This window comes from Gemmatimonadales bacterium (genome assembly GCA_019637315.1).
Classification (GTDB): domain Bacteria; phylum Gemmatimonadota; class Gemmatimonadetes; order Gemmatimonadales; family GWC2-71-9; genus SHZU01.
The window spans coordinates 24,204-40,389 of sequence record JAHBVU010000012.1; the positions used below are offsets into that span (position 1 = coordinate 24,204).

A 16,186-nucleotide genomic window follows, 5' to 3' on the forward strand; every position below is an offset into this window, starting at 1 on the left:
GGTTATGCCCTTCCGGTGTCCGAAGCCACGACCTCGCGGCTTCTGCGGATAGTCAGTTCCTGCTCGATCCGGCGACAGACCGGACCCCAGTCGTTTGTTCCGTACTCGCGTGCAAAGGCGCGGATGGCCGGGAGCCACGGTGATCGCGGCTCTCCGAACAGCGTCCAGTCGGTACCGGCGTCGAGCTGCCAGGTCTCCGTCCCGATCGCTCCCGCCAGAGAACTCACGGCGGTAGGAGCCGTGATGACGAGATCGAGATGCCAGACAAGCGCTGCGACGGCTTCGAAATCGTCTTTGAGATCCACACCGGCCCACCGATGGATCCGAATTCCGAGCTGCGCTTCCACGCTCTCCAACTCGGCACGACAGTCGTCGTACTGGAGATTGACAAACTCGACTCCGGGAACCCGGAGCACCGGGGCGAGATCGAGCAGCGTCGGGTAGTAGCGACGGCGTTCGCCGGTATTCAGTCCGCTTCGCCAGCAGAGACCCACCCGAAGCGGCCCGCTGAGCGCCCGCAGTCGCTCGGTCCAGCCGGCGATCTGCGCCGGCGCGGGAACCAGCTGACTCCAACGGGGACGGAAGGCAGCGCGAGAAGCACGAAGACGTCCGGGCAGGTCACCGAGCGGTGCCTGATAGTCGAACGCCTCCGTACCCCACTCGCCATGGGCCACGACCTCGACGTCCGGCAGCGATCGGGCATAGAGGCTGACCAGCCTGCGATCGACCGCGAGCGTCACCGACGCTCCCGCATCGACCAGATCCGGTACACAGGTCGCAAACAGAATCTCATCGCCAACGCCCTGCTCGCCCCACCCGAGAATCCGTTTGCCTTCGAGCGACTCTCCTTGCCAATGTGCCCAAGGCAGCGCCGTCGGCCCAGGCAGTCCGGCGCGCGCCCAGCGGTGTGCATACCCCGACCAGCCTTCCGGCAGGCGACCATCGGCCAACTCGACCAGGCCGAGGTTCCAGCTGGCCTCAGCCCAGTCAGGCTTGAGCTGGATGGCGCGCTGCAGCGAGGTTCGGGCATCCGTCAGGCGACCGAGCTCACGCTGCACGTTGCCCAGATTGAGCCAGACGTCGGCCGCCTGGGGCGCTGCGTCCGCCGCTTCGGCAAACGCGGCACCGGCGGCCACCAGCTGCCCCTGCTTGCGGAGCACATTGCCGATATTGAACAACGCAGTGCCGCGCAAGGTGCCGCCGAGTTCCACCGCCCGGCGGTACGCGGCGATCGCAGGCTCGAGCTGGCCCAGACCTTCGCGTGAGACACCGAGGTGGAGCCACGCGTCGGCCGCCGAGGGGCGCAGTTGCGCGGCAGCCTCGAACGCCAGCGCGGCCCCGGCAAGATCCTGCTGAGCGCGGAGCAAGTGCCCCAAGTTGAAATGGGCTGCTGCGTGCCGCGGATCCGAGGCGATGGTCCGCTGGTACGCCGCAATAGCGCGCTGGACGTCGCCCGATCGCTGCGCGGCAAGGCCGCGATCGAAGTCGGTCAGTGCCGGGACTGCCGCAATCATGGCATTCGCTCCGATTCAGCCTGAACCCACCCGTCGAGCTCGGACGCGAGGTCGTTCAGCACCGGCTGCCAGTCCCGCCCCGGCGGGCGACGCACCAACTTGAGCGACGGCCACCAGGGCGAGCGATCCCGTCCGAAGACAGTCCAGTCGTTTCCTCCGTCCGTCTGCCAGGTACGAACTCCGCTCGCCCCAGCCAGCGACGAGACAGCCGTTGGGGCGGTGACCACGGCGTCGAGCGATGCCAGCAAGCCGACGACGCTCTCCAGGTCTTGCTTGAGGTCTTCCGCCGGCCAGCAGTGCACTCGTACCTCATGGGCCTGTTCGATCTCAGCGATCTCAGCCGCGCAGTCGTCATACTGAAGATTGATCCAGTTCACACCTCGAACTCGCCAGACCGGCGCCCACGCAGCCAGCGGAGCGTAGTGCCGCTGCCGTTCGGCGGTGAGCAGTCCGCTGCGCCAGCAAATACCAACCTTTGGCCCGGCTGGGAGCGAGGCCAGTCGTTCTGCCCACCGTTCGACCAGGTCCTGGCGCGGACGGAGGTAGGCACCGTTACCCGCGAAGGCCTCATGTGAACGGCGCCAGAAGCGCGGCAGGCTTCCCATCGGGACGTGACAATCGAATGGGCCGGCAGTGGCAATCGAGACGCGCCCGTCAGGAATGACCCGCACCGTCGGGAAGGCACGCTCGACCAGCGAGACCAGCCTCGGCGAGACCGCGACCGTCACCTGCGCGCCCGCTCGGACCACGTCGTCGAGGCAGGTCAGGAACATCAGTTCGTCGCCCAGGCCCTGTTCCCGCCAGATCAGCATCCGCTTGCCGTCAGGATCCTCGCCCTGGTACGCCGGCCATGGATAGGTCCGGTATTCGGCGGGACGGGTACTCGCCCGCCAGCGCCACTCATACTCGTCCCAGCCAGCGGGAAGATCGCCACGACCGATCAGGGCCAGCGATCGGTTCCATCGGGTATCCGGCCGCTCGGCGTCGCGCGCCATCGCCTGATCGTGCAACTGAACCGCAAGCGCAAAATCGCCGCGCTCTGCTGCCAGACTTCCCATGGCCGTCAATGGTTCCGGACCATCCGACAGTGCGGCGGCACGCAAGAAGTAGTGCTGGGCTTCGTCGAGCCGCCCTGCGGCCTGCAACGCTGTGCCGCCGTTGAGCCACCCGTCGGCCTGCCGGGGCGCCGCCGCCACCGCGCGGGCCTGAAGGGCAATGGCGTCGTCGATCCGATCGAGTTTGAGGTAGAGCACGCCAAGATTTGTGAGCACGTCGGCGTCGTTCGGCGCGGCTGCCAGCGCCCGCTGGTATGCCAGTGCTGCCTCCTCATGGCGCCCTGCAAGCTGAGCAACAACACCGAGGTTCTTATGGGCAAGGGACAGCTCGGGAGCAATGCCGGCCGCGGTCCGGTATCGGGCGGCGGCTTCATCGAGTCGCCCGGCGGCACGCAACGCGTTCCCGAGATTGAGCTGCGCCAGCGGCGATCGCGGATCTTTGATGACGGCCGTTTCCAGGACGTCGACGGCCTCGGCAATCTCACCGCGGTCGAGTCGCACCAAACCCAGATTGATCCAGGCGTCCGTATAGCCCGGCTCGAGCCGGGTTGCGGTCGTGAGTTCCCGCAAGGCGCCGTCGAGATCACCGAGACCACGCAGCACATGCCCGTAGTTCGAGCGATACTCGGCCACCTTGGGGCGCAAAGCCACCACGCGTTCGAAATGGGACGCCGCCTCGCTAAGGTGCGCGTCGGCGAGCAGCAGCAGACCAAGCAGGTGATGCGCGTCCGCATTCGAAGGCTCGGCGGCCAGCACCTGGCTGTAGCACGAGGCAGCCGCTTTCGATCGCCCGGCGCGGTGGTGAGCCAGCCCGTCGTGCAGCTGCTGCCGGACCGCCCCGGCACGCTGGGTTCGAACGGCGCCGCTCATGCGACACCGTCCTCGACGCGACGCGCATCGAGCTCCATGGCGGCACGGCGCAGCACCGGCAGCCAGTCGGCGGATCCAAAGGTCCGACGAATCAGCCGGATACTCGGAAACCACGGCGATCGATCCTCACCATGCGCCGTCCAGTCGAGGCCGTTGTCGATCTGCCACGTCGACACGCCGGCAGCGCCGGCCAGCGAACTCACCGCAGTCGGGGCGGTGACCACCGCATCCAGATTCCAGATCAGACCGAGGACGCTCTCCAGGTCGTTCTTGAGGTCCTCGCCATCCCATCGGTGGATCGTGATCCCATGCTGCGCCTCCGCTGCCGTCAGCTCGGCCTGGCAGTCGTCGTACTGGAGATTGATCCAGTGAATCCCTGGTGTCGTCAGAATCGGTCCCCACTCTTCGAGGCGGCTGTAGGTGCGCGAACGCTCTTCGGTCATCATCCCGCTGCGCCAGCAGATGCCGACCTTGAGGCCGGGGCCGAGCTCGTCGAGCCGGGTCGACCAGCGGGTTGCATGCGCCGAATCCGGCGTCAGAAACTTGCTCTGCAGCGGGAAGGCATCGCGATTCTTACGCAGGTACCGCGGCAAGGTGCCGAGAGGCACGTGGAAATCGTACTCACCGTCGCCCCAGGCGCCGTCATCGACGACCGTCACGCCGGGAAAGGCCCGGGTCAGCATCCCGACCAGACGGGGCGACACCGCCAGCGTCACCTCCGCACCGGCCGCGACGAGATCCCGCAGGCAGGTCGCAAAGAGGAGCTCGTCTCCCAATCCCTGCTCCCGCCAAACCAGAATTCGCTTCGCGGCCACCGGCTCGCCCGCCCAGAGGGGCCAAGGGAATCGCGTGGCGGGCTCGACGCCGAGTTGGGCCCACCGCTGCTCGTACTGGGTCCACCCTGGCCCGAAACTGCCCCCGGCCAGCAGTGCCGTCGCCAGGTTCCATTGGGCCCCGCTGTGCTCCGGCTCCATCTCCAGCACGGCACGGTAACTTTCCGCGGCTTCCGAAAACTCGCCCAGCGCCAGCAGCGCATTGGCCAGGTTGTAGCGCGGGCGCGCATCGGCGCCGACACACTCCACCGCACGACGGTACATGGCCACCGCTTCCTGATGCCGCTCGAGCCGCTCCAGCATGGCTCCCAGATTGAGCCAGGCATCGCCCGCGGTCGGCCGCAGCCGCACGGCGCTCTCGAAGCAGGCAACCGCCCCCTCGTAGTCGCGATCCTCGCGCAGGAGCTGGCCCAGATTGAAGTGCGCGGGCGCCAGGCCGGGGTTGATGCGAATCGTCTTCCGGTAGGCTGCCATGGCACGGACGCGGTCGCCCGCCTGCTGCGCTGCAATGCCGCGGCGCAGCACGTCCATACCCGGCACCAGTGCTGCACCCTGTAATCCGATCATCGACCGTTCTCCTGCCCCATCGAGATCCACTCGCCAAGCCGGGCCGCCAAGCGTCGAACAGCCGACTCCCAGGTCGCCTCTCCCGGTCGCTTCCGCTCCAGCCGGATGCTGGGCCACCAGGGCGATCGATCCGCCCCGAAGACGGTCCAGTCACTTCCGCTGTCGAGCTGCCACGTCGGGATACCCGTCGCCCCCGCGAGCGAACTCACGGCGGTAGGCGCGCTCACCACCGCATCGAGCTGACTCAAGAGGCCCACGACGCTCTCCAGATCATTCTTGAGGTCCTCGCCGTTCCAGCGGTGCACCCGAACCCCCGTTGCCGCCTCGATGGCGGCCAGCTCGGCTTCGCAATCGTCGTACTGCAGATTGATCCAGGTCACGCCCGGCACGCGCCAGAGCGAACCCCATTCCTCGGCCGGGGCGTAATACCGGCGCCGCTCCGGTGTCACCAGACCGCTCCGCCAGCAGATCCCGACCTTGCGATCGCCACCCAGGGCATCGAACCTGGCCCGCCACCGAGCTGCCTGCTCAGCCGTCGGGGAGAGGAAAACGCCAGAGCTACGGAAGCTGTCCCGCGACCGCCGCCACCAGCGCGGCAAGCTGCCCAGAGGCAGCTGCCCATCGAGGGACTCGAGCTCGCTCAGTACACCCGGTCCGTCGGCAACGATCTCCGCTTCTGGAAAGGCCCGGCTCACCAGCGACACCAGCCGGGGGCTGACCACGAGGGTCACTCGTGCGCCGGCCGCAATCAGGTCGGGCACGCAAGTCAGAAAAAGCAGTTCGTCGCCCAGGCCCTGCTCCCGCCACACCAGCAAGCGACGCCCGGCAACCTCGGAACCACCCTGCCAGACCGGGACCTTGGGAAGTTCGGGCACTCGCGGGGTATCGCCCTCACGCCAGCGCCATTCGTAACCGTCCCAGCCCCGCGCGAGATCGCCCCTCCCCAGTCGTGCCAAGGCGAGGTTCCAAACGGCTTCGCCGTAGTTCGGACGAATCCGCAGCGCCTGCTCGTATCCGGCAATCGCCTCGTCATACCGCCCGGCTTCGCGCCAGGCGTTGCCCAGGTTGTAGGCGGCCTCGGCATAGTCCGGTCGCAACTGCAGCGCCTCGTGATAGCAGACGACGGCGCGAGCCGTCTCGCCCCGCGCCTTGAGCGCGTTGCCCAGTCCAAGGCGGGAATCGGCTTGCTCAGGATCCAGCGACACGGCACCTTCGAGCGCCGCGACCGCCGCATCGATCTCACCCGCAGCAAGCAGGATGTTGCCGAGATTCGTTGCGATGCGCGCCGAGTCTGGGGCAAGGCTGGCGGCGCGCCGCAGATCGGCGACAGCCTCATCGTATTGCCCCAGGTGTCGATAAACGCCGCCGCGGGTCGACAGCAGGTCCGCATGGTCTGGCGCCACTCGGAGCCCGTCGGTCAGCGCGGCGAGTGCCAGCTCGAGCGCACCCTGGGCCTGATAGATGACTCCCAGATGCAAATGGGCTTGCGCGGCAGAGGGTCGGACGACCCGAGCGGTCTCGAACGCCTCGCGCGCCTCATCGAGCCGTCCCAGGGCTTGCAGCGCAATGCCCAGATTGATCACCGCTTCGTAATGCGCCGGCTCGAGGAGCAGCGCCTGTCGATAGGTCTCGACGGCGCCGCTCAGATCGCCGGCGGCGGAGAGTGCCGTACCCAGGTTCGAGTAGGCCTCGACCAGGGTCGGCTTCAGTTCGATGGCGCGCCGATAGGCGCTGACGGCCTCATCGAGACGGTCGGTCGCCTGCAGCAGCGAACCGAGATCGGAATAGGCTTCGGCAAAATCGGGCTTCAGTTCGATCGAGGTCCTGAGCGCGCGCTCGGCTTCACCGTGCCGCTCGAGCGCGTGGAGCGCAGCTCCTCGCGTGGCGTGCGCCTCCGCGAAGCCAGGATCGAGTGCAAGGGCACGATCATAGGCCCGGACCGCGCCGCGCGGCTCGCCCAGCAACCGGCGCGCCGTGCCAAGGTGGAGGTGCGCATGCGGAGCAGCCGGGCGCAGCAGCACCGCGCGTTCGAACGCTGCCCGCGCCCGATCGACCTGTCCGGTCGCCTGCAGGGCCAGACCAAGATTGATGACGAAGTCGGGCGCCCGCGGATCGAGCGCCACCGCCTGCTCGAGCAATGATACGGCCACCGTGTGTTTCCCGGCCTGGTGTGCCAGGACCCCGCTCAGATGCAGCGCATCGGGCTGCCGCGGATCCAGGGACAGGACCGCCTGATAACAGGTCAGCGCACGACTGAACTCGCCCCGCTGGTGGTAGGCGAGCCCCTGGCGCAGCAACTGTCGCAAATCCTGAGATGAGCCTGGCAGCCCGAGTTCGACCCCTGGCAGTACATCAGTGTCCATAGCGTTCCCGTGCATCGCGTCAGTCGATCGGCAGAGGGGAGACGGATTCAGGCGCATCCAGCCGCTGCTCGATCGTTTGTGCCGATCTCGAGCCGAGACCGGTCCGATCGACGAGGCATGATTTGCCGGGTTCCCCGTCGGTAGGAGCAGGAGGGGCAAGAGGGGGGCCAAGGCAGCAAAAGCGACCATATCATGGCCAGGCCCTAAGTTCATATGACATTGACTGGCAACGACTTACGGTCACTATCGCGGGGGCTGTTCCGACCGGGTTTACCGATCGGTCTGGCGACGACGCCGGGGAGAAATCGACCGGACCTTTCTTCCCGGGCACAGAGCGTGCACTCCTGACGCGCGGAACCCGGACTTAAGTTTTCCGGGCAACCCGCCGATACCCTCCTGAGTCGGGGGAATCGGTAGGGGAATCAGCTCCCGTCTGACGAGGAGAACAGGCTCGAATGGCGATCAACCCAGCGGCACCACAAGGCCCGCGACGAGGAACCGACCCCGCCGCGCTCGAAGCGAATCGCGCCCAGGAAGCCCGGCGCCCTGGATCCGGCAATCCGGAGCCCGGAGCAGCCGAGTCGACCAAACCGCGTCCCGATTCGGTCGACCTCTCGTCTGACGCGCGTGCTCTGGCGGAGCAGCAGGAAGTCCGCAACGCCAAGTCGTCCTTGCCGACCGACCGTCTCAAGGAGATTGGCGAGCGCCTGGCATCCGGGTTCTACGATCAGCCCGAAGTGATCGAGTCGGTGGCGCGCCGAGTCTCGACCGACCCCGAGTTCCGCGGTTGAGCGCGTCGTGACGGCTCAACCGGCGCGGGAATCCGCATCGCTTCCGACCGTCCTTCTCGTTGACGACGACGAGATGGTCTGTCGGAGCGTGGCGCGTTTTCTGGGGAGAGCTGGCTTCGACGTGACCGTGACCCATTCGGGCCACGACGCGCTGGAGTGGGTCCGGTCCCGCCACTTCGATGCCGTCGTGACCGACCACAACATGCCCGTCATGAACGGCATCGAGCTGATCGAGGAACTGGTCCGCCGAAATCCCGAGCTCCGGGGGCACATCTTTCTGACCAGTGGCGACCTCGACATCCTGAGGCACGACGCCTTCCTGAAGAGCACCGGATCGCGGGGGCTCGAAAAGCCGTTTCAGGTGGCAGAGCTCGCGTCCACCCTCCGCAGCACCCTCGGCCTGGCCCCCGCCCCCCCGAACAACTGAATCGATCAGGGCTGCAGGTCTGACCGGTAGGTTGTCAGGAACTGCAGCAGCGTGACTGCATCCGTGAGCGACGTCGTCGCATAGCGAACGGTGTGCGCATCATGCCGTGTCACGCCAGGCAAAAGCGCTGCGACCTCCGCCGGCAGGTAACTCTTATAGGTAATGTCGAGGGTGTACGGCCCCCGGACCACGAACGGCTTGATCTGCCGCAGCCGCTCGATTGCCGCCTTTGCCTTGGTACGAATCAGCTCCTGCCCGGCTTGCGGCGTCATGGTCTCTGCCGAATGGAAGCCAAGCGACCGCTTGACCACCGCACCCTCGACATTGGGAACCAGTTGCTGCACCTCGGCAACGGCCGCGTCATCACCGGAGACGAGCACGACCGGCACACCGAACATCCCCGCCACCGCCGCATTGAGGCTCGACTCGGACTGGGGGACGCCGTTCAGCGTCACCGCGGCCAGGGTCGCACTCGACAGCGTATGCGCCCGGACCCCTTTCGGGTTGGTGGTTGCCGAGTGGTAGCCGATGAACATGACGGCGCTGATGGACGAGTCGATCCCCGCAACCATGGAGTACTGCCGAGGCGAGCCTCGGATGATCCGCACATCGGGAGGGAATCGGTCGATCAGCAGGTTCTGCATGTTGCCATGCGAGTCGGCAACCAGGAACTCCGTCGCGCCCCCGGCCCGGGCACCCTCGATGGCCGCCAGCGCCTCGGCCGTCATGAACTCGCGAAAGCGTTGGTACTCGAACCCGGTCGGCCCGAGCTGCTCTCCCGTAGCAACGCCGGTGATGCCTTCCATGTCGACGGAGATGAGAACCTTGATCGGTCGCTGGGCATCGAGAGCCCCGGCGCCGATTCCCAGACACAGCGCAGCCAGCATCCATCGCGTCATCGTATTGTCTCCTCTGGTTCCGGTATGCCCCGGTCCCGTCGTTGAGTAACCATGCTCGGCCCTGCCCGTGCGGCTCACGGGCGACCGTCGAAATACCGTACCGTGGCATCGACGAGCACATCGATCACGGGCTCGAGCGTTGCCACCTCGACATACTCGTTCTTCTCATGGAATCCGGCTCCCCGCGGCCCGAAAGTTACCGTCGGAATCCCACCCTCACCGAGGTATACGTTGCCGTCGGTAATCACCAGCGCCCCGCCAAGTCGCGGGGCGGCTCCGAGACGGGCCCGGTACGCGGCCTCGAAGGCCGCCACGCCCGGATCTGCCGGATCGAGTTCGAACGGCTCGTAGGACGGTGGCGCAGCCTCAACGGTTACGGTCGACTCGAGCCCCAACCCTGCAATCAAGCTTCGCAGTTCCTCGAGTGCCTTGACCTGGGTTTCGCCGGGAGCCAGCAGCCGTGTAATGATGATCTCGCACCGCTCCGGGACGATGACCGAATACTCGCGGTACCCGCCATCGATCTTCAGGGTCGAGTAGTTCATCGGCCCGATCAGACGATGCGAACCGAGTGGCAAACGGTCGAGCGCCGCGACGATCCGGGCCGCATCATGCACCGCGTTGATGCCGCGATCGGGCGAAAGCAACGCGTGAGAGGTTCGCCCCGTAACCACGACCCGGTAGAGGATCTTACCGGGCTGCGCAATCGGAACGACCAGGTCGGTTGCGTCCGGCCCGCCATAGAAGCTCTCGGTCAGAAACATCAGGTCGCTCTTGCCCAGCGGCGTCTCCAACAGCGCACGGGAGCCGGTTCCGAACGCCTCCTCGTCAACCGTGGCGGCGAAGGCGAGGGTGCCGAGTCGGCTTGCGAGCGTCCGGTCCTGAATCAATCGACGGAAGGCATGGAAAGCGCACGCCACACCCGACTTCATGTCGAGCGCACCCAGCCCGTAGAGCCTGCCGTCGCGCTCCACCGGATCCAGCGGGTCCGTTTCCCACCCTTCAGCTGCATCGACCGTATCGAGGTGACCCGTGAAGGTCACCAGCCCGGACTTCGGTCCGGCTTTGACGAGGACGTAGACGTTGGGCCGCCCTGGAGCGACTTCCTGCCAGACCGGCTCCAACCCGATGCCTCGGATCTCGTCAGCCACCAGCTGCGCAAGGGGTCCTTCGACCGGCAGTCGCGAATCGACCTGCACCATCCGCTTCGTAAGGGAAAGAACGTCGCTCATGCCAAACCTTGAGGGAAGTAACGAGGGGCAGCCATGGCCGCGGAATATACCGGCGCGCGAGAGCGTCTTCTAGCTTCCGGAGCTCCGACTGAACGACCGATCGATCCGGAAGTGGCTGATGTCGGCCGCCGTCTCGCCCCGCGTAATCAGATCGGCGAGAATTTCCCCGATGGCGGGCGCGAACTTGAACCCGTGACCGGAGCACGGGCTGGCCACCACGACGCGCCGGTCATCGGGATGGAAATCGAGAATGAAGTCCTCGTCAGGCGTGTTCGTATAGAGGCAAACCCCGCTTCGCAGGGCCGGTCCAAGCAGGCCCGGAAACGTCTGATCCACGATCACCCGAACGGCGCGCTCGTCGGCCTCGTGCACGGTTCGATCGACCGTGTCGGGATCGACCGCCGTCCCTTCATGATGGATGGCCACCTTGAATCCGTGACCCTGATCCGGAAAGCCGTAGATCGAGCGCCCGGGTGACCACTCCCAGAGGAAGATCGGGCATTGGCCCAGCTCGAACCACGCCTTCGACGCCTTGGGCTCGAACCAGAACAGCACTTGCCGGTTGGGCGCCAGCGGCAGCGTACGCTTGGGCAGACTCTTCGCCATCCAGGCGCCCGCCGCAAGGATCAGACGGTCGGCCGTGTAACGCCCCTGCGTCGTCGTCACCGTGATCCGCTCACCAGTCTCCCAGTCGAGCACCGGTTCGTTGTAGTGCAGCAGAGCCCCAGCCCCCCGGGCAACAGCCAGCGCCGATTCGATCGCGTCCTCCGGCATCAGTGACCCGGCCCGCGGTTCGTACACCGCCACCTGGTTCTGCAGCAGATGGAAGGCCGGAAACCGCTCCGCAACCTGCGCAGCCTCCAGCAACTCCGCCTGCAAGCCGAACTGCTCCGCGCTGGCCATGGCTCCAGCGACGATGTAGCCGCTGCGATCGCCGATCAGGAGGCCGCCCGTCGTCGTCAGCACCGAGCGGCCGGCCAGCCGCTCGAGATCAGCCCACAACCCGTAGGCACGCTGCACGATCGGAACGTAGAACCGCTGTTCGGAATAGCATTCGCGAATGATGCGGCTGAGCCCGGTCGAAGACCCATTCGCATGAGGCGGCGCAAACCGGTCGAAACCGATGACCCGGAGCCCCCGAGCACTCGCCTGCCATGCCGCCATGCTGCCCATGGCCCCGAGCCCTGCGATCGCCACGTCGTAGTGCGGTGTACCCATCGTGTCCCCGGGGTCGCGTTCCGGCCCGTTAGATTGTCAGAATGTCATTTCATGATACGACCATCGATGTGCGGCACCAGGACCGGCAGCAGTACGTCGCCGTCGAATTACTGCTGACCGCAGCCGGCCCGGTCTTGCTCGATACTGGGCCGGGCTCGACCCTCGACACGCTCGAAGCCGGACTTGCCGCGGCCGGTACCCGAGTCGAGGCCCTTCACGCAATTCTGCTCTCGCACATCCACTTCGATCATGCCGGCGCCACCGGTCTGCTGGTCGAGCGCAACCCAAACCTGACGGTGTACGTCCACGAACGGGGCGCCCGCCACCTGGCCGACCCCGCCAAGCTGGTCGCGAGTGCCACCCGCATCTACGGCGACCGGATGGACAGCCTCTGGGGTCGCTTCCTGCCCATGCCGTCAGCCAACCTCCGGCCCCTGACCGGCGGCGAAACCGTTCGGCTCGGCGACCGCGAATTCACCGTCGCCGCCACGCCGGGCCACGCGTCGCACCATGTCAGCTACTACGAGGCAGCCACAGGCACCGCCTACGTCGGCGATACCGGTGGCCTGCGGGTCCCGGCGCTGCCTGTCACCCTTCCCGTGACGCCGCCGCCGGATTTCGACCTGGAAGCGTGGCTGGCCAGCCTCGACACGATCGCCAGCTGGGCACCAAAACGGCTCTTCTGCACCCATTACGGCTTCAGCAACGACGTCCCTGCCCACCTGGCGGATCTGCGCCGCGGCCTGGTGCACTGGGCCACACTCGCGCGAGAGCTGCTGTCCCAGGACCTGACGGACCAGGCCCGAGCCGACCAGTTTCATCACGCCATCCTGGCCGGCCTCGAAGGGAAGGCCTCGTCAGAGGCAATTGCCGGGTTCTCGTCGTTTGCCGACTTCCGGGCCAGTTATCACGGCATTGCCCGCTACTGGCAGAAAAGGCTGGAAGGCTCGGCGACAGCCTGAAGCGACCAATCCGGCTTGCTCACCAATTGAAGCGCCCCGGATCGAAGGGTGCCAGCGAATCAGGCGCCGAATTCCCGGTCATGGCGTCGGCCATGACATTACCGGTCACCGGTGCCAGCGTAATGCCCAGCATGGCATGTCCGGTGGCGAGGTAGACGTTCCGGAAGCCCGGAACCAGCCCGAGCATCGGCAATCCGTCAGGAGTCAGCGGCCGCATCCCGACCCATTCCGTCCCGATCCCCGGATCGATCTTGGCCGAGAGATAGCGATCGATACCTTTGCGAATGCCCCGAACCCGGCGCGCATCGAAATAGGTGTTGATGCCGGAGAGCTCCATCGTGCCGGCAAACCGCACGGCGTCACCATCGAAGGGCGTCACCCCGATTCGGGCCTCACCCAGGTAAAGCGGACGCGTCAGCTGCGGTGCGGCGCCACCGTTGACGGTAATGCTGTAGCCCTTGCCCGCCTGCACCGGAAGCGAGCGCCCAAACGGCTCGAGCACCTGCCCGGACCAGGCACCTGCTGCAACCAGGACCTCATCCGCCGTCATGTTGCCGGCCGAGGTTTCGACGCCGGTCACCCGATCACCGCTCACCACAGCACCGCGCACCTCGACCCCGGTCCGCACCTCGACGCCGAGTTCCTCGAGACGCTGCACGTAACCGGTGGTCAGGGTTTCCGGCCGGATGTGATACTCCTCTTTGACGAGAAAGCCCCCATGGATCTCCTCTGACAACCCGGGTTCGAGCTGACGCAACTCACGACCGGAAATCGGCGACGGTACGACGTAGCCGTAGCGCTGGTAATAGTCGAACTCGTGCAGCGTGTTCTGGAGGTATTGCTCGCCCATGAAGACGAAGAGCAAACCCTGCCGATGCAGCTCGAACTTGACGCCGTCGGCCTCGAGCGCGTCAAATGCCTTCAAGGTCGTGCTGTTGAGCTCGGCCATGAGGGTGAGGCCGCGCAGAAAGTCTTGGCGATTGCAGTAGCGCCAGAATCGCCACAGCCAACGGGCCAGCCGAGGGGCCGCCGTGGGAGCGATGTAGAGCGGGCTGTCGCTCCGCAACATCCACTTGAGCGAGGTCCAGGTCAGCCCGGGTGCCGGAATCGGCGCCGAGATGGACGGCGTGATCCAGCCGGCATTCCCCTTGGAGGCGCCCTCGCCCGGCAACCCCTTATCGATCACAAGGACATCGCGACCCCGCTGACGCAATGCATATGCGCAGGCCAACCCGATCGCGCCCGCCCCCACCACAATGGTTCGTTTCATACCTGTTCCGTTCCGTCGTCAGTGCGACGGCTATCGCTTGAGATGGCGATTGAAAAAGTCGAGCGTCGCACGATAGATCCTGGACCAGTTGTCGAACGTCAGGAAGTCGTGCACATCGTCCGGAAAGACCAGCGTTTCCGGCTCGATCCCCTGATCGCGAAGCGCAGCAACCAGGCGAATCGACTCGTTGAACTTGACGTTGCGGTCGTCGTCACCATGAATGATGAGGACCGGCGAGCGCCAGGTATCGACCCACCGGAGCGGCGAGGAATCGAACGCCAGCTGCGTGGCGCGTGGATCCTCGAGCGGGTTGTAGCTGGGATTGAAGTTGTGAATGCCCTCGTTCCAGTCGTGCACCCCGTGAATGTCGACGCCCGCCTTGTACAGGTCCGACGCCTTCGCGAGCCCCATGGCCGTCAGGTAGCCGCCGTACGAACCGCCCCAGAGGCCGATCCGGTTGCCGTCGACATCAGCCCGGCCTCGCAGATAGAGGCCGGCACCCATCACGTCGTTGAACTCGGTCGCTCCGGTTGCGCCGAAGTTGTCCGCCTCACGGAACTTCATGCCATATCCGGTGCCGCTCCGGAAGTTGGCCGACAGCACCACATAGCCGTGCTGCGCCAGCCACTGATTCATGGCGTAGGCCCCGGCATAGTACCCCATGTAATGAAAGCCGAGCAGCATCTGACGCCGAGAGCCACCGTGAAAGAAGGCAACCGCAGGCCGCTTCTCACCGGGCTTGAGATCGGGCGGCAAGAACAACTGCGCGTGGATCTGCATCCCATCGGCCGACGTGTAGATCACCTGCTGGGGTTCGACCAGGCGGCTCGACGGGAAGCTGGCAGGAATCGATCCCGGCGCCAGCGGCCGGATCTTGCCATCGATCAGCACTGCCGCGTGCGATGGGGTCCGCGCATCGGAATGCAGAAACGCCACGGTCCGCCCATCGGCCAGCGGCTCCGGGGCCCACTCGATGCTTGCTTCGCTGCGCCAAACCGGCTCCGGCGCTCCCCCGCTCACACGGACGCGGTAGAGATCGCGCCGATCGATGTTGCCGATGTTGGTGTTGTAGTAGACCGACTGCCGATCGGGCGAGAGCGTGGCATACTCGACTTCCCCAACCCCGGGTGTCAGGTGGGTCGGCTCGCCACCCCGAGCGGGAATCGAGTAGAGCTGGGCCCAGTCGTTGCGCTCCCACAGGAAGACCAGACGATCGCCGGCCCCCCACATGAGCCCCGGACCAGTCGGACTCCGGAAGACGCTGCCGTCGCCCTCTGCTGCGGTCCAGACCTTCCGGGCAGTACCCGTCCCCACCTCGCTGACCCAGATCGACCAGGGCCGCGCCGACCGGATCGCTCCAAAGAGCGGAATCCGGATTCCCGCCGGAATCCGCACGAACGCGAGTTGCTTCCCGTCCGGCGACCACGCCGCGTGTCCGTCTCGGTCGTAGCTCGGCTCGATCCACCGGAGCGAGCGCGCCCCAAAATCGTAGACCCCGACAAAAGAATGGGTCCCTCGCCCGCTGGTAAACGCCAGCTTCGACCCGTCAGGCGAGAAGCGCAGCGTGCCGGCCCCACCCCGGGCCTTGAACAGCTCCGCCGCTCCAGGCGCCGCCGCGCCGACCTGCGCTGTCCAGACCTGGCCGCGGGAGACATACACCACCCGATCGCCCGTCGGCGACATCACCAGCCCTGACCCGACCCCAACTCGGACCGGCTCGCCGCCCGCCACCGCCATCCGCCAGACGGCTTGCTCCTGACCCCGCGGATCACTGGTCGGATTGGGAATCTCACCCTGACGATTCGCCGCCCCGCCGCGCACATAGAACACGGTTCGACCATCCGGCGACACCACCACCTCGCCAATCGCCTGACCGTCATCGGCCGTGTACCGGGTCAGCTGCCGGCCGGTGAACTGCGGGCCGGTCGCCACCCAAACGTTCCGCACCCCCCGGGTGTTGTGCACCCACGCGATCGTCGCGCCCCCGGAGGTCAAGTTCTCGGCAAAGGGCGCCGCAATCAGATCTTCAATGGTAAATGGCGCCTGCTGCGCATAACCTGGGGCCGCCAGCGCCGTCGCAATAAGAGCCGTCGCGGTCAGAATCCGCATTCTCATATTCTCACTCTCCTCCCGAAGCATGGGCGACGGCATTGCCAGGTCGCCATCCGGCCTTCACTATAGTGCA

12 protein-coding genes are annotated in these 16,186 nt (G+C 66.2%); 3 read left to right on the forward strand and 9 right to left on the reverse strand.

The genetic code is table 11. From position 1 onward, the window contains the following. Positions 1-2: 2 nt before the first annotated feature. From KF785_12025 to KF785_12040, 4 genes are read right to left on the reverse strand one after another with little or no spacing between them, the layout of a single operon-like run. Complete coding sequence (locus KF785_12025) at positions 3-1,514, reverse strand: tetratricopeptide repeat protein (GenBank protein MBX3147485.1); 1,512 nt, start codon at positions 1,512-1,514, stop codon at positions 3-5. Continuing rightward, on the reverse strand, positions 1,511-3,439 hold the full coding sequence (locus KF785_12030) for a tetratricopeptide repeat protein (protein MBX3147486.1): 1,929 nt from the start codon (positions 3,437-3,439) through the stop codon (positions 1,511-1,513). The genes KF785_12025 and KF785_12030 overlap by 4 nt, the downstream gene beginning before the upstream one ends. Next, positions 3,436-4,839 carry a tetratricopeptide repeat protein gene (locus KF785_12035; protein MBX3147487.1) on the reverse strand — a complete coding sequence of 468 codons (1,404 nt, stop codon included), beginning with the start codon at positions 4,837-4,839 and terminating at the stop codon, positions 3,436-3,438. Before KF785_12035 ends, KF785_12030 begins: the two co-directional genes overlap by 4 nt. After that, on the reverse strand, positions 4,836-7,202 hold the full coding sequence (locus KF785_12040; GenBank protein MBX3147488.1) for a tetratricopeptide repeat protein: 2,367 nt from the start codon (positions 7,200-7,202) through the stop codon (positions 4,836-4,838). The genes KF785_12035 and KF785_12040 overlap by 4 nt, the downstream gene beginning before the upstream one ends. 455 nt (positions 7,203-7,657) lie before the next feature. On the opposite strand from KF785_12040, the gene KF785_12045 reads away from it, so the two are divergent. Then, the gene (locus KF785_12045; GenBank protein MBX3147489.1) at positions 7,658-7,993 is read left to right on the forward strand and encodes a hypothetical protein; all 336 of its coding nucleotides are present in this window, start codon (positions 7,658-7,660) and stop codon (positions 7,991-7,993) included. Positions 7,994-8,000: 7 nt separating this feature from the next. Beyond that, entirely contained in the window at positions 8,001-8,420 is a 420-nt protein-coding gene (locus KF785_12050) for a response regulator (GenBank protein MBX3147490.1), read from the forward strand. A gap of 5 nt (positions 8,421-8,425) precedes the next feature. Here the strand turns inward: KF785_12050 and KF785_12055 are convergent, their stop codons facing one another. The 3 genes from KF785_12055 to solA all read right to left on the reverse strand — a co-directional run bounded on the left by KF785_12055 (position 8,426) and on the right by solA (position 11,769). Next, entirely contained in the window at positions 8,426-9,319 is an 894-nt protein-coding gene (locus tag KF785_12055; protein MBX3147491.1) for a M55 family metallopeptidase, read from the reverse strand. Between the two features lie 74 nt (positions 9,320-9,393). Next, positions 9,394-10,551, reverse strand: a complete 1,158-nt coding sequence (locus tag KF785_12060) for a M20/M25/M40 family metallo-hydrolase (protein MBX3147492.1) — start codon at positions 10,549-10,551, stop codon at positions 9,394-9,396. Positions 10,552-10,620: 69 nt separating this feature from the next. After that, on the reverse strand, positions 10,621-11,769 hold the full coding sequence (gene solA / locus KF785_12065; GenBank protein MBX3147493.1) for an N-methyl-L-tryptophan oxidase: 1,149 nt from the start codon (positions 11,767-11,769) through the stop codon (positions 10,621-10,623). Between the two features lie 41 nt (positions 11,770-11,810). Here solA and KF785_12070 point away from each other — a divergent pair, with 41 nt between their 5' ends. Further along, positions 11,811-12,731 carry an MBL fold metallo-hydrolase gene (locus KF785_12070; GenBank protein MBX3147494.1) on the forward strand — a complete coding sequence of 307 codons (921 nt, stop codon included), beginning with the start codon at positions 11,811-11,813 and terminating at the stop codon, positions 12,729-12,731. Between the two features lie 19 nt (positions 12,732-12,750). On the opposite strand, the gene KF785_12075 is transcribed toward KF785_12070, so the two are convergent. Both KF785_12075 and KF785_12080 read right to left on the reverse strand, forming a co-directional pair. Continuing rightward, the gene (locus KF785_12075) at positions 12,751-14,001 is read right to left on the reverse strand and encodes an FAD-dependent oxidoreductase (protein ID MBX3147495.1); all 1,251 of its coding nucleotides are present in this window, start codon (positions 13,999-14,001) and stop codon (positions 12,751-12,753) included. Positions 14,002-14,031: 30 nt separating this feature from the next. Continuing rightward, positions 14,032-16,110: a S9 family peptidase gene (locus KF785_12080; protein ID MBX3147496.1), complete on the reverse strand. Its 2,079-nt coding sequence runs from the start codon at positions 16,108-16,110 to the stop codon at positions 14,032-14,034. Positions 16,111-16,186 lie beyond the last annotated feature (76 nt).

What these genes read in the sequence shown, in the direction of transcription:
- KF785_12075 (MBX3147495.1), bottom strand. Translation starts at nt 14,001, where the DNA reads ATGAAACGAACCATTGTGGTGGGGGCGGGCGCGATCGGGTTGGCCTGC.
- KF785_12055 (MBX3147491.1), bottom strand. Translation starts at nt 9,319, where the DNA reads ATGACGCGATGGATGCTGGCTGCGCTGTGTCTGGGAATCGGCGCCGGG.
- KF785_12080 (MBX3147496.1), bottom strand. Translation starts at nt 16,110, where the DNA reads ATGCGGATTCTGACCGCGACGGCTCTTATTGCGACGGCGCTGGCGGCC.
- solA (MBX3147493.1), bottom strand. Translation starts at nt 11,769, where the DNA reads ATGGGTACACCGCACTACGACGTGGCGATCGCAGGGCTCGGGGCCATG.
- KF785_12060 (MBX3147492.1), bottom strand. Translation starts at nt 10,551, where the DNA reads ATGAGCGACGTTCTTTCCCTTACGAAGCGGATGGTGCAGGTCGATTCG.
- KF785_12070 (MBX3147494.1), top strand. Translation starts at nt 11,811, where the DNA reads ATGTCATTTCATGATACGACCATCGATGTGCGGCACCAGGACCGGCAG.
- KF785_12035 (MBX3147487.1), bottom strand. Translation starts at nt 4,839, where the DNA reads ATGATCGGATTACAGGGTGCAGCACTGGTGCCGGGTATGGACGTGCTG.
- KF785_12030 (MBX3147486.1), bottom strand. Translation starts at nt 3,439, where the DNA reads ATGAGCGGCGCCGTTCGAACCCAGCGTGCCGGGGCGGTCCGGCAGCAG.
- KF785_12045 (MBX3147489.1), top strand. Translation starts at nt 7,658, where the DNA reads ATGGCGATCAACCCAGCGGCACCACAAGGCCCGCGACGAGGAACCGAC.
- KF785_12025 (MBX3147485.1), bottom strand. Translation starts at nt 1,514, where the DNA reads ATGATTGCGGCAGTCCCGGCACTGACCGACTTCGATCGCGGCCTTGCC.
- KF785_12040 (MBX3147488.1), bottom strand. Translation starts at nt 7,202, where the DNA reads ATGGACACTGATGTACTGCCAGGGGTCGAACTCGGGCTGCCAGGCTCA.